The organism is Chryseobacterium sp. UNC8MFCol (assembly GCF_000482305.1).
Classification (GTDB): domain Bacteria; phylum Bacteroidota; class Bacteroidia; order Flavobacteriales; family Weeksellaceae; genus Chryseobacterium; species Chryseobacterium indologenes.
In genome coordinates this window covers 1-13770 of the sequence record NZ_AXUZ01000003.1, presented here as the reverse complement: position 1 = coordinate 13770, position 13770 = coordinate 1, and the positions used below count along the sequence as shown (strand labels likewise).

Annotated in this window: 11 protein-coding genes; 9 read left to right on the top strand and 2 right to left on the bottom strand. The window is 37.7% G+C overall.

Annotated elements, in window-relative coordinates; translation table 11 throughout:
• Positions 1–2: 2 nt before the first annotated feature.
• The 6 genes from M030_RS0100060 to metF all read left to right on the top strand — a co-directional run bounded on the left by M030_RS0100060 (position 3) and on the right by metF (position 8682).
• Positions 3–1541: an ACT domain-containing protein gene (locus tag M030_RS0100060; RefSeq protein ID WP_027371670.1), complete on the top strand. Its 1539-nt coding sequence runs from the start codon at positions 3–5 to the stop codon at positions 1539–1541.
• Positions 1542–1609: 68 nt separating this feature from the next.
• A complete protein-coding gene (locus M030_RS0100055; RefSeq protein WP_027371669.1) occupies positions 1610–2770 on the top strand; it encodes an O-succinylhomoserine sulfhydrylase in 1161 nt (386 codons plus the stop codon).
• A 92-nt stretch (positions 2771–2862) separates the two neighbouring features.
• Complete coding sequence (locus M030_RS0100050; RefSeq protein ID WP_027371668.1) at positions 2863–3873, top strand: homocysteine S-methyltransferase family protein; 1011 nt, start codon at positions 2863–2865, stop codon at positions 3871–3873.
• Between the two features lie 83 nt (positions 3874–3956).
• The gene (locus M030_RS0100045) at positions 3957–5048 is read left to right on the top strand and encodes a fatty acid desaturase family protein (RefSeq protein ID WP_027371667.1); all 1092 of its coding nucleotides are present in this window, start codon (positions 3957–3959) and stop codon (positions 5046–5048) included.
• Positions 5049–5053: 5 nt separating this feature from the next.
• A complete protein-coding gene (gene metH / locus M030_RS23475; protein ID WP_051584818.1) occupies positions 5054–7714 on the top strand; it encodes a methionine synthase in 2661 nt (886 codons plus the stop codon).
• An 8-nt stretch (positions 7715–7722) separates the two neighbouring features.
• Positions 7723–8682, top strand: a complete 960-nt coding sequence (gene metF / locus M030_RS0100035; RefSeq protein ID WP_027371666.1) for a methylenetetrahydrofolate reductase [NAD(P)H] — start codon at positions 7723–7725, stop codon at positions 8680–8682.
• A gap of 73 nt (positions 8683–8755) precedes the next feature.
• Here metF and M030_RS0100030 read toward each other — a convergent pair whose 3' ends face one another.
• Positions 8756–9505: a hypothetical protein gene (locus M030_RS0100030; RefSeq protein WP_027371665.1), complete on the bottom strand. Its 750-nt coding sequence runs from the start codon at positions 9503–9505 to the stop codon at positions 8756–8758.
• A gap of 82 nt (positions 9506–9587) precedes the next feature.
• Complete coding sequence (locus M030_RS0100025) at positions 9588–10739, bottom strand: hypothetical protein (RefSeq protein ID WP_034721862.1); 1152 nt, start codon at positions 10737–10739, stop codon at positions 9588–9590.
• A 102-nt stretch (positions 10740–10841) separates the two neighbouring features.
• Here M030_RS0100025 and folE point away from each other — a divergent pair, with 102 nt between their 5' ends.
• From folE to cysS, 3 genes are all read left to right on the top strand, one after another.
• The gene (gene folE, locus M030_RS0100020; protein ID WP_027371663.1) at positions 10842–11507 is read left to right on the top strand and encodes a GTP cyclohydrolase I FolE; all 666 of its coding nucleotides are present in this window, start codon (positions 10842–10844) and stop codon (positions 11505–11507) included.
• Positions 11508–11510: 3 nt separating this feature from the next.
• The gene (locus M030_RS0100015; RefSeq protein ID WP_027371662.1) at positions 11511–11942 is read left to right on the top strand and encodes a DinB family protein; all 432 of its coding nucleotides are present in this window, start codon (positions 11511–11513) and stop codon (positions 11940–11942) included.
• 125 nt (positions 11943–12067) lie between these two features.
• On the top strand, positions 12068–13534 hold the full coding sequence (gene cysS, locus M030_RS0100010) for a cysteine--tRNA ligase (protein WP_027371661.1): 1467 nt from the start codon (positions 12068–12070) through the stop codon (positions 13532–13534).
• Positions 13535–13770: the final 236 nt, after the last annotated feature.

Here is a 13770-nt window from a genome sequence, read left to right as displayed (position 1 = left end):
TAATGAAAAATGCTAACGAAATAAAATTTTTGAAGAACAGATCAATCGTCAAATTTGAAGGAGAAGATTTTTTAGGAGAAATCGGAATTGACGGAAGAATTTTTAAAGCGCTTACTCTAGCGCGTATCAGTGTAGGAGTGATCTCCCAGCAAGCTATAGAAAACGGAATCTCTATTTTGGTTCACGAAAATGATGCCGAAAAAGCAGTAGCTTGTCTTATTGATGAATTTGAACCGGAAAGAAAATCAGGAAAAGTATCCCAGATATATAGTATCAATAATGTTTCTGTTATCGGATTTGTTGCAGAAGATTTCAATAAAGTATTTGCCGAACTGGCAAGAAACAACGTTTTTCCATTATTGTTAAATCAGGTAGCCGGAGAAAACAGAGTAAATATCGTCGTGACTTCATCTCAGGATGAAAAAACAAAAAATATCATTGAATCCGAAATTTTTAAAAAACCAAAGATCGTTCATCTGGCAATCATCGGTCATGGAAATGTTGGAAAAACATTAATACAGCAGGTGCTTGAGTCGTCAGAAGAAATTAAAAGACGCAAGAAAATAGATCTTAGAGTAGTTGCTGTAGCCAATTCAAAGAAAATAGCTTTCAACAAAAAAGGATTTGATGCCAATTGGGGTGATGAAGTGTTGACTGCAGAACATCCGTCAAATGTTCAGGAACTGATTAACTTTTCAAACGAAAATCAATTAGAAAACCTGATCGTTGTAGACAACACTGCCAGCAAAGACTTTGTGAAGAATTATCATGCATTGGCTGAAAACGGATTCGACTTAGTGTCATCCAACAAGATTTTCAATACGCTGCCTATTGAAGAATATCGTAAACTAAGATATACGTTGAGTAAAAATAACAGACGTTATTTATACGAAACCAATGTAGGAGCAGGGTTGCCTTTAATTGACACTATCAAATTATTACACCTTTCAGGAGAAAATATCACAAGAATCAAAGGGGTATTCTCCGGAACATTGAGCTATGTATTCAACAATTTTTCTTTAAGAAACGACAAATTCTCAACCATCATCAATGAAGCTCTTGAAAAAGGATATACAGAACCGGATCCGAGAGAAGACCTTTCAGGAAATGACGTAGCAAGAAAATTATTGATTCTGGCAAGGGAACTGGATCTGATCAATGAATTTGATGATATCAACATTCAGAATCTGGTACCGGAAAGTTTATCATCTGTTTCAAAATCAGAATTCCTTTCCAGACTTGACGAATTAGACGAAGAATACCAAAAAATCAAAGAAAGCCAGGAACCGGGTCATGTGTTGAGATACGTCGGAGATTTACATGGCGATTTACAGAAAGACAAAGGAGAATTGGATGTAAAACTGATCTCTGTTCCTGCTACTTCCGCATTAGGTCAGTTGAAAGGTTCAGACTCGATCTTTGAAATCTATACAGAAAGCTACGGCGAAAATCCGATTGTCATCATGGGAGCCGGGGCCGGAGCTCAGGTAACTGCAAGAGGAGTATTCGGTGACATTTTAAGAGTAAGTGAAACAAAATAATTGTAGAAACAATCCCGAAGGGATGATTTAACCAAAGATAGAATGCAATTCTATCAAATTAAAACTATATGGAAAATTTCGAAACATCAGCAATAAGAACACAGACTGAAAGATCTCAGTTTGATGAGCACTCCACACCTTTATACCTTACGTCCAGTTTTATTTTTCAGGATGCTGAGGATATGAGAGCAAGCTTTGCGGAAGAAAAGCCTAAAAACCTGTACAGCCGATTCTCAAACCCAAATGTAACTGAATTTACAGAGAAGATCGCAAAAATGGAAGGAGCAGAAGCAGGATATGCATTTGCAACGGGAATGGCTGCCATCTACTCAACATTTGCAGCATTATTAAGTGCGGGGGATCATATCGTAAGCTGTCAGTCAGTTTTTGGTTCTACCCATACTTTGTTTACAAAATATTTCCCGAAATGGAATATTGAAACCACCTACTTCAAAGCTGAAGATGCTGAAAACGTAGAAGAATACATCAAACCCAATACAAAGATTCTGTACCTTGAAACTCCTACCAATCCTGCGATTGAAATCCTGGACCTTGAGTTTTTCGGACAGATTGCCAAAAAACATAACCTGATTTTCATTGTAGACAACTGTTTTGCAACGCCTTATCTGCAGCAGCCGATCAAATATGGTGCAGATGTTGTTGTACATTCTGCAACGAAGCTGATTGACGGACAGGGAAGAGTACTGGGAGGAATTGCAGTAGGAAGGGAAGACCTGATCAGGGAAATCTATCTTTTCGCAAGAAATACAGGGCCTGCATTATCTCCTTTCAATGCCTGGGTACTATCAAAAAGTCTGGAAACTTTAGCCATCCGCGTTGAAAAACATTGTGAAAATGCACTGAAGGTAGCAGAGTTTTTAGAAAACCATCCTAATGTGGAACTTGTAAAATATCCATTCCTCAAATCCCATCCAAGCTATGAAATCGCTAAAAGACAGATGAAGCTGGGAGGAAATATTGTTGCTTTTGAAATTAAAGGAGGTATCGAAGGCGGAAGAAGCTTTTTAGATAAGATACAAATGTGCTCGCTTTCTGCCAACTTAGGTGATACGAGAACGATCGTCACCCATCCTGCATCAACGACCCATTCAAAACTGTCGGATGAAGAAAGAAACGAAGTAGGAATTACCGCAGGTTTAGTACGTTGTTCAGTAGGTCTGGAAAATGTAGACGACATTATTGCAGACTTAAAACAAGCCTTAGATTAATCACAAAGAGTGCCAAAGGGGCGATTTAACCCAAGATAGAGAACGAAGTCCTATCAACCAACTATCAGTCTCACTCAACAACTATAAAAGAGATGACAAATATAGAATCACTAAACAAAGCCCTCAAAGAACGCATCCTAGTCCTGGACGGCGCGATGGGAACCATGCTTCAACGTTATAAGTTTGAAGAAGAAGATTACCGTGGAGAGCGATTTAAAGACTGGGAACATCCGGTAAAAGGAAATAATGATTTGCTTTCCCTTACCCAGCCTCAAGCGATAGAAGAAGTTCATAAAAAATATCTGGAAGCAGGAGCTGATATTATTGAAACCAATACTTTCTCAGGAACTACCATAGCCATGGCTGATTATCACATGGAAGAATTGGTCTATGAACTGAACTACGAATCAGCAAAGATTGCCAGAAAAGCCTGTGATGAGTATACTGCCAAAAATCCTGATAAACCAAGATTCGTCGCGGGGTCCATCGGTCCTACCAATAGAACGGCAAGCTTAAGTCCGGATGTGAACGATCCCGGTTACAGAGCCATTACTTTCGAAGAGTTAAGGGTAGCCTACAAACAGCAGTGTGAAGCTTTGCTGGATGGTGGTTCCGATATTCTTTTAGTAGAAACCATCTTTGATACATTAAATGCCAAAGCAGCTTTATTTGCCATTGATGAACTGCAGGACGAAAGAGGAATTAAAATTCCGATCATGGTCTCAGGAACAATTACCGATGCATCAGGAAGAACATTGAGTGGCCAAACGGCTGAAGCATTCCTGATCTCAGTTTCCCATCTGAATTTGCTGAGTGTTGGATTCAATTGTGCATTGGGAGCAGATCAGCTAACCCCGTATCTTGAAACATTGGCTCATAATTCAGAGTTCTACGTTTCAGCATATCCGAATGCAGGTTTGCCTAATGCTTTCGGGAAATATGACGAGACTCCTGAAGATATGGCCAGACAGATCAAGGAATATGTAGAAAAAGGATTGATCAATATTATCGGAGGATGTTGCGGAACAACACCGGAACATATCAAAGCCATTGCTGATCTGGTAGAAAAGTATCAACCAAGAAAATTGAAGGAATTTGTATGATTTGATAGATTTTTTTAATTAAAATCAAGAATGTGGGCTGGCTTATAAATATTAACTTTAAATAAACCACAAAATTTAATGTAATGGAAAAGCCGATTTACCTGAAAGATCCAGACGATGCCAAACTGTTTAATGAATTAAGAAAGAAAGTGAACCAGCGTGTAGAAACCATTTCCGAGAATAGGGATATTTACATTCAGATCAAGGCGGTCATCTTGCCATTGATCTATGTGGGGTTATATCTTTTTGCTCTTTTTAATGCACAGACACCTTGGGGGTATATACTGAGTTTTATCTGTATGGGAATTCTTCTCGTGTTGATTTATCTGAATTTAATTCATGAAGCAGCCCATAACAATATCTACAGAAGCAAAAAACTCAACTGGATCGTCTTACACATTTTTGATTTTGTAGGGGCTAATTCCTATATCTGGAAAAAAAGGCATATCGCAAGTCATCACGCCTATCCTAATGTAGACGGATGGGATACAGACATCGAGCAAAGTGGTTTATTGTTAATTGTACCATGGATTAAAGCAAAAGGCATTCAGAAGTATCAGCACAAGTTTTTCTTTCTAGTATATCCTTTGTATTTGTTCAACTGGATGTTTATAAGGGATTTTAGAGACTTCTTTGACAAGGAAAGGGTGATTTTAAAAACCCAGGGAAGAATTCCTGTTGTAGAAAAAGTAAAAATGGTGAGTTATAAACTATTCTACTTCTTTTATCAGATTGTGATCCCTGTTGTGTTCTTTAAAGTATCAATAGGATTGGCTCTGGGAGCCTGGTTTTTGCAGGTAATTGCAGCCAGTATTTTTGCCCTGTTTGTTCTACTGCCATTACATCCGCTGCCGGATAATGCTTTTCCGAAATTAGATAATAAAAACGGACTTCCGTTTAGCTGGCTTCGTCATCAGCTGGAAGTTACCAACGATTTAAAAGAAAATAACTGGTTTGTAAGAAATCTATTGGGGAATTTTAATTTTCATGTGGCCCATCATCTCTTTCCAAACTACAGTTATATGTATTACAATGAAATCACAGAGGAAATAGAACAATTTGCCAGGGAGCATGGTTTAGCCTATAAAAGGTTTCCCTTGATCACTGCTTTAAGTAAGCACAGAGATTTATTGAGGCAGAATGCAAATAATGCCTATTATATTTTAGAAGAATAAGATTAATGAAATATTTAAGATTATCAGGCCTCGAGCCTCTTATCATAACGCCGGAGAGTAATTTCATCAACGTAGGTGAAAGAACCAATGTGGCCGGTTCAAAGAAATTTTTAAGACTCATCAAAGAAGAAAAGTTCTCTGAAGCATTAGATATCGCCCGCCATCAGGTGGAAGGAGGTGCACAGATTCTTGATGTTAACTTTGATGACGGACTGATCGATGGAAAAGCATCGATGATCAAATTCCTGAACTTAATCGCCTCAGAACCGGATATCGCAAGAATCCCCATCATGGTGGACTCTTCCAAATGGGAAATCCTGGAAGCCGGTTTACAGGTCGCGCAAGGTAAATGTGTGGTGAATTCTATCAGCTTAAAAGAAGGTGAACAAGAATTTATCCACCATGCAAAAGCTATTAAAAGATATGGAGCCGCAGTCATTGTCATGGCATTTGATGAGGTAGGGCAGGCAGATAGTTATGAACGAAGAATTGAAATTTCAAAAAGATCTTATGACATTCTTGTCAACCAGCTGGGTTTCCCGGCAGAAGATATCATTTTCGATCTGAATATTTTCCCGGTAGCTACAGGAATGGATGAGCACAGAAGAAATGCCATCGATTTTATCGAAGCAACACGATGGGTAAGACAAAATCTCCCTTATGCCTCAGTAAGTGGGGGAGTGAGCAATGTTTCCTTCTCTTTCCGTGGAAATGATACCGTACGAGAAGCTATGCATTCAGTTTTTCTTTATCACGCAATCCAGGCCGGGATGAATATCGGAATTGTAAACCCGGCTATGCTGGAAGTCTACGATGAGATTAACAAGGAATTGCTTGAACTGGTTGAAGATGTGATTCTTGACAGAAGAGAAGATGCCACAGAAAGACTTCTTGATTATTCTGAAAAACATAAATCGGTAAAGAAAGAAAAGACCGAAGACCTTGAATGGAGAAACAATCCTTTGCAGGAAAGAATTACCTATGCTTTAGTAAAAGGTATTGACCGTTTTATAGAAGAGGATGTGGAGGAAGCAAGGCAACAGGCAGAAAGACCACTTCATGTCATTGAAGTAAACCTGATGACGGGAATGGGGGTCGTAGGAGATTTATTCGGAAGCGGAAAAATGTTCTTACCACAGGTAGTGAAATCTGCAAGGGTAATGAAAAAAGCCGTGGCATATCTACAGCCTTTCATTGAAGCTGAAAAAGACGGATCAAGACCTGCCAATGGAAAAATATTAATGGCTACTGTAAAAGGAGATGTGCATGATATCGGAAAAAATATTGTCAGTGTAGTATTAGGATGCAACAATTACGAAATTGTTGACCTTGGTGTGATGGTGCCGGCAGAAAAAATTATCCAGACAGCTATTGAAGAAAAAGTAGATGTCATCGGATTGAGCGGATTGATTACACCAAGCCTGGACGAAATGGTGTATATCGCATCAGAATTAGAAAGACAAAATTTAGATTTTCCTTTATTGATCGGAGGTGCTACCACTTCAAAAGCACATACTGCAGTGAAAATCGATTTAAAATATAAAAACGCTGTCGTTCATGTGAATGATGCTTCCAGGGCAGTAAATGTAGTCAGCTCATTATTGGGAGACCGGAATAAAGAATATGTTTCTGATCTGAAAAGCGATTATTCCGATTTCAGAGAGAAATTCCTGAACAGGCAAGTGGATAAAGACTATGTTTCTATACAAGAGGCAAGAGAAAATCATTTTAAAATTGATTGGCAAAACGAAGATATTTTCACACCAAATAATTTGGGTGTAACCGTTGTTGAAAACCAGGACCTTCGGGAATTGTTGCCTTTCATCGACTGGTCACCATTTTTCAGAAGCTGGGATCTACATGGCAAATACCCCAATATTTTAGAAGATGAGGTGGTGGGCGTGCAGGCAAGCGAGCTATTCAAAGATGCACAGGTCATTTTGAAAAGAATTCTCGATGAGAAGTTACTAACGGCAAAAGCCGTCTTCGGAATTTTTAAGGCCAATTCCAATGAGACCGATGATATTTTGATTTTTGATGAAAATAATAAAGAACAGGCCAAGTTTTTAACCTTAAGACAGCAGGCTCAAAGATCAAAAGGAAAAGATTATCTGGCCCTAAGTGATTTTATTGCCCCTCAAAGTTCGGGGAAAACCGATTATATGGGAGCATTTTGTGTCACCACGGGTTTTGGAACGGATGAACTTGCAGAAGAATATGAAAAAGCCAATGATGACTATAATGCGATCATGGTGAAAGCATTGGCAGATCGTTTTGCAGAAGCCTATGCAGAATTTTTACATAAAAAAGTAAGAACCGAATATTGGGGATATGCCAATCAGGAAAACTTAAGCAACGAAGAACTGATTGCCGAAAAATACAAAGGAATACGTCCCGCACCTGGATATCCGGCTTGCCCTGACCATCTGGAAAAGAAAACCATCTGGGATCTTCTCAAAGTAGAAGAGAATACAGGTGTTTTCCTTACAGAGAGCCTGGCGATGTTTCCAACGGCATCTGTTTCCGGATATTATTTCGGAAGCCCGCATGCCAAATATTTTGGTTTAGGAAAAATTACGGAAGACCAGCTGAAAGATTATGCCGACAGAAGAAGTTGTAGCATTCAGGAAGCTAAAAAATGGTTGTCACCCAACTTAGCAGATTAAAATTAAACATGAAGATAACTGAACACATTAAAAATGCAAATGGAAAGACTCTATTTTCCTTAGAAGTGGTTCCGCCACAAAAGGGAATAGGTATTGAAGATCTCTATACAAACATTGATCCTTTAATGGAATTTAAACCTCCATTCATTGATGTTACCACTTCGAGAGAAGAATATATTTATCTGGATAAAGGAAATGGTCTGATGGAACGCAGAATCACAAGGATGCGCCCGGGGACATTGGGGATTTGTGCGGCGATTCAACACAAATATAATGTTGATACCGTGCCTCATTTACTTTGTGGTGGTTTTACCAAAGAAGAGACAGAATACCTTCTTGTAGATTGTATGTATCTCGGGATAGAAAATGTAATGGCTTTGAGAGGAGATGCCATGAAAGGACACCAGTATTTTGAACCTACGCAGGGAGGTCATGCCAGTGCTATGGATCTTGTCAATCAGATTAACGATCTGGGAAGAGGAAAGTACCTGCACAATGAAGATCAGGTCTGTGACGAGTTGAATAAATTTTGCATCGGAGTTGCCGGTTATCCTGAAAAACATATGGAAGCACCTTCCATGAATTATGATTTAAAATGGCTGAAACAAAAAGTAGATGCCGGAGCTGACTACATTGTAACCCAGATGTTTTTTGATAACAAAAAATATATTGAATTTGTACAAAAAGCCAGGGAAATGGGAATTACAGTTCCTATCATACCGGGGATCAAGCCCATTGCTACCAAAAGACACTTAAAACTGCTTCCACAGGTATTTAAAATTGATCTGCCGGAAGAACTGATCAACGAAGTGGAAAATGCAAAAAATAATGAAGCAGTCAAACAAATCGGAATAGAGTGGTCTATTGCACAATGCAAAGAACTGCTGGATTTCGGAGTTCCTGTTTTGCATTTTTATTCCATGGGGAAAAGTGATAATATTAAAAAAGTAGCCGGCGAGCTATTCTAATATCAGTACTAAATGAAGGAACCCTGCTACGTGATGTAGCAGGGTTTATTTTGTATCAAAAATTCAGATTTAATTATGATTTACCGTTTAAGAAATTAACCAGTTTTATAAGATCATCCTGTTTATTGAATTTAATTTTATTAGACTTGAAGAAACCTTCGAGTTGCTCCTTTTTTCCCGGAAGTCCATCCATACATTCTTTTGAATTTTTAGGATTTTTGATAAACCCATCCGGAGTCTTTATATAGTATATTGGGTTCAGGTTTTTAAATGAAGGTGGAGTATTGTTTGAATATGCATTATCTGCTTTCTCGCCATTTAGAAAAGTAGTTTTGATCTTTTTATACAGTCCATATTCTCCCGTTACAATTTCAAAAAAATATCCTGAAAGATCATCACCAGTATCCAGTCGTACTAAGGTATCCTTACTATCTAAAAAAGTTAATTTGGGAAAAGTATCACTTTTTGGTAGCACATATACTTTATCATCTTTTTTCTTAAATTCTATTTCATCAAGATACGTGTTATATCTTGCCGGGGCGGGTTCTGTAACACCCTGGAATCTTGTAGGCGTGAAGTCTTTTTTAAAATAAGGATCACCCTGAATGTCGCTATATGCTATAGTTCTTGCTCCCGGAGCACTGGGTTGGTTCATGTACATTTCACCTCTTTGATTCAATACCCCACCATTAACAGGCGAAAATGGATCCATAAGCCTGTTGGACAATATATTGTCACTATTAGGGATCTCATCCATACGAAGAATTTGAGCATAGCTTACAGCTGAAAACATCAGTATAGCTAAGAAAAATGTTTTTTTCATATTATTAGAATTTTAAGGCAATTTACAAATAATACTAACGTAAAACTTTGAATTTATGCTAGAATTTAACGGAAATGGGATATTACAATAATGGGTGCCTTGAAAATTTCTTTTTTCTATCAAATAAATAACGGTAAGTGGCAAGTTTTCTGGTTACTGTTGTGTCAAGATTTTCAGCAATCCTGATCATTTTTGGATTGAAATCACCAATCCATTGCAACTCAGTAATTTTGAAATCCGTATGCTTTCTAATATATTGAGTCCCTTCCCAGATCATATATCCGTCGATTCCTCTCTTTTGCCATTCCGGGACAACTCCAAAGACAAGGCCCACCATTTTCTCATTCTTCTTAAAATGTTTTAAGAATAAAAATGTAAGCTTTTCAAAAATTCCAAATTTCCCGTTGAGGTACTTGAACCATTGATTCAGATCCGGAAGATTGATCCACATAGCTATCGGTTTTTCATTTTCGTATACAAACCAGGAAATGTGTTCATTGATGATTGGTTTCATTGTATTGAACATCTTCAGCACTTTCTTTTCATCCAACTGTTTACCTTCCCCATGAGATGCCCATGCCTTATTATAAACTTCAGTGAAATCTCTGGAAAATTTTTCGAGATTGTTCTTTTTCATGGGTTGAGCTGAAATAGCAGGATTTCTCCTGTTCCTTTCATGAGCAATTTTAAATACTCGGGATACTTCTGTGAAAATGGGTCTGGTAAAACAAAGCTGTTCAAAATAAATCTGAAAACCATAATTTTCAAAAAGCGCTTTATAATAAGGAAGATTATAGTTCATCCCAAATAAAGGCTCGATGAAACCTTCAATCAAAAGTCCCCAGAATTTATCTCTTTCCCCAAAGTTAATAGGACCATCCATCGCTTCCATACCTCTTTCCTGAAGCCAGTTTTTACAATGGTCAAAAATAAAATTTGCCGTTTCCTGATCATTAATGCAGTCAAAAAAACCAAAACCACCGGTGGGTTGTTCCTGCTTGTAGTGACTGTTGATAAATACAGCGACTTTACCTACCGTTTTATCGTGTTTTTTAAATAAGAACCTTTTGCATTCACCATCCTTGAAGAATTTATTTTTTTTAGGATCGAAAATTTCTTCAATATGTTTATCTAAAGGACGTATATAATTTTTGTCGTTTTGGTACAGTTGTACCGGAAATTCCAGAAATTCCTGTTTTTGTTTTTCGTTTTGTACTTCTTCGACAATAATCATATGTTCTTTAATCAGACAAGGTTATAAAAGATAATATTTTTCATTTAATTTTAAAATAGATGATTAAATATTATCCGTATTTTTGCTGCAAATTAAATAAAAATGGTTGATTTTACCGATAACGACGATGATATTTTCACAGGAAAAGAACATACGCCAATAAGAGATGATGCTTTTGATAAATCGCCACAGGAAAAAATAGAAAAAATCACTGAGCTTTTTGGAGAAATCATGGAAACACTGGGGCTGGATATGACAGACGATTCTTTAAAAGATTCCCCTAAACGTGTTGCCAAAATGTATGTGAATGAAATTTTTGGAGGACTTCTTCCGGAAAATAAACCCGGCATTTCTACATTTTCCAATAAATATAAATACCGCCAGATGTTGGTGGAGAAGGATATCACAGTCTATTCTTTTTGTGAACATCACTTTTTACCTATCATCGGAAGAGCTCACGTAGCCTACATTTCAAATGGTGAAGTAATCGGTCTTTCAAAAATTAACAGGATTGTTGATTATTATGCCAAAAGACCACAGGTTCAGGAAAGATTGACCATGCAGATTGTTGAAGCTTTAAAAGAAGCTTTAGGAACAAAAAATGTGGCCTGCATTATTGATGCCAAGCATCTCTGCGTAAACTGCAGGGGAATTAAAGATACTGCAAGTTCTACCATTACAGCAGAATTAAGCGGAATTTTCAGAACAAACCCTATTACAAGACAGGAATTCTTACATTATGTTGGAAGCCATGCCAAACTAGATTAATCCATGAATTACCAGATACTCAAAAACATAATAGATGCAGAACTTCAGAGATTTCAGACGATTTCTGAAGAAGAATGGAGCTACAAGTCCGCACCCGAAAAATGGTCCAAAAAAGAAATTATTGGTCACCTTTGTGACAGTGCTTTTACAAATATCCGTAGATTTGTAGTTACACAATACAAAGAGAACGAGAATATTGTATACGATCAGAATGCCTGGGTAAAAGCTCAGAACTATCAGAATGTTCCCACGGCTGATTTGATTTTATTGTGGAAAATGCTGAATTATCAGGTTGTGCACATTGTTGAAAATATCCCCGATGAAGCGTTGCAAAGAACCTGTGACACCACCAAGACAGAACCTCAAAGGTTTACCTTGGAATTTATTATCAATGATTATGTAGATCATCTGCAGCATCATTTAAAAGCGATTTAATAATGATAAAATTTAAAAAAATAGAAGATAAAATTTTCATCACAACAATTATATGTTGTGGCAGATTTTTATTTTAACTAATTTTTGAATCTTAAAAAACTATTGAATCTTTTAATAAAAAATAAATGCAATTAAAAATATATAACTCGCTTACAGCAGAAAAAGAAATATTCAAACCTATTTTAGAAGGAAACGTAGGAATGTACGTCTGCGGACCTACAGTGTACAGCAATGTACACTTGGGGAATGTAAGAACTTTCCTTTCTTTCGATTTTATTTACCGTACCCTGATGCATTTGGGCTACAAAGTAAGATATGTAAGAAATATTACCGATGCAGGGCACCTTACCGATGACGGAGATGTAAATAACGACAGATTCGTTAAGCAAACCCGTCTTGAAAAGTTAGAACCAATGGAAATTGTACAGAAATATACGGTAGACTTCCATAAAGTTCTGGACATGTTCAACCTGCTTCCTCCCAATATCGAGCCTACCGCAACCGGTCACATTGTAGAACAGATTGAGCTAACTCAAAAATTAATAGACACAGGTTTTGCCTATGAAAGTAATGGTTCCGTATACTTCGATGTATTGGAATACAATAAAAGAGGGCTGAACTATGGTGAGCTCTCAAAACGTAATATAGAAGAGCTTTTTGCCAATACCCGTGATCTTGACGGGCAAGGAGAGAAGAAGAATCCTCAGGATTTTGCCCTTTGGAAAAAAGCATCTCCTGCTCATATTATGAGATGGAATTCGCCTTGGGGAGAAGGCTTCCCGGGATGGCACCTTGAGTGTACCGCAATGAGCACTAAATATTTAGGTGAAACATTTGACATCCACGGAGGTGGTATGGATCTGAAATTCCCTCATCACGAATGTGAAATCGCTCAGGGAAAAGCTTGCAATGGTGCAGCACCGGTACATTACTGGATGCACGCCAATATGCTAACGATGAATTCCCAGCGTATGAGCAAATCTACCGGGAACTATATCCTTCCTATGCAGTTGGTAACCGGGGATAATGATTTTTTCGAAAAGCCCTTCCATCCGTCAATTGTACGTTTCTGCTTTCTGCAGGCACATTACAGAAGTGTGTTAGACATTTCCAATGATGCCATGATCGCCAGCGAAAAAGGATTTATCAGATTAATGGAAGCTGTGAAGGTATTGAACTCCATTACTCCAGATGACAACAAGCAATCGGCATTCAGTCTTACAGAATGGAAGAACAAATGCTATGACGCATTAACAGATGATTTCAACTCTCCAATCCTGATCGCTCACTTATTTGAAGCAGTAAAATACATCTTTGCTTTAAATGACGGTAAAGAAACAATTTCAACAGCAGATCTCGAAGATTTAAAATCATCATTGAATGCATTTATCTTTGACGTACTGGGATTACAGACTGTAGAAGAAAACAATAATGAAAAGCTTGATCAGACTTTAAAAGTATTGATCGAATTGAGAAATCAGGCAAGAAAATCCAAGAACTTCGATCTTTCAGACCAGATCAGAGACAAACTCCTTGCCGAAGGTATCGAATTAAAAGATGGAAGAGACGGAACATCCTATGTTCTGAATTAGAAAATATAACTTCTTTATAACCATTCCGTAGGAAGCCTATAAAAGGACTCTTACGGAATGTTTTTTTATGTAGATCCTCATTATATCTGTAATATTCATATTCAGGAGCTGTTTCCCGCTATCCGCTCATACTCCTCGCGCCCTTGCGCTCCACGTCTAACCTTATATTCTCCAGCGCCTGCTGTGGGGTAACCGCTTCTATCGGGGCTAGGAAATGGTAAAAAGTTGAAAATGGA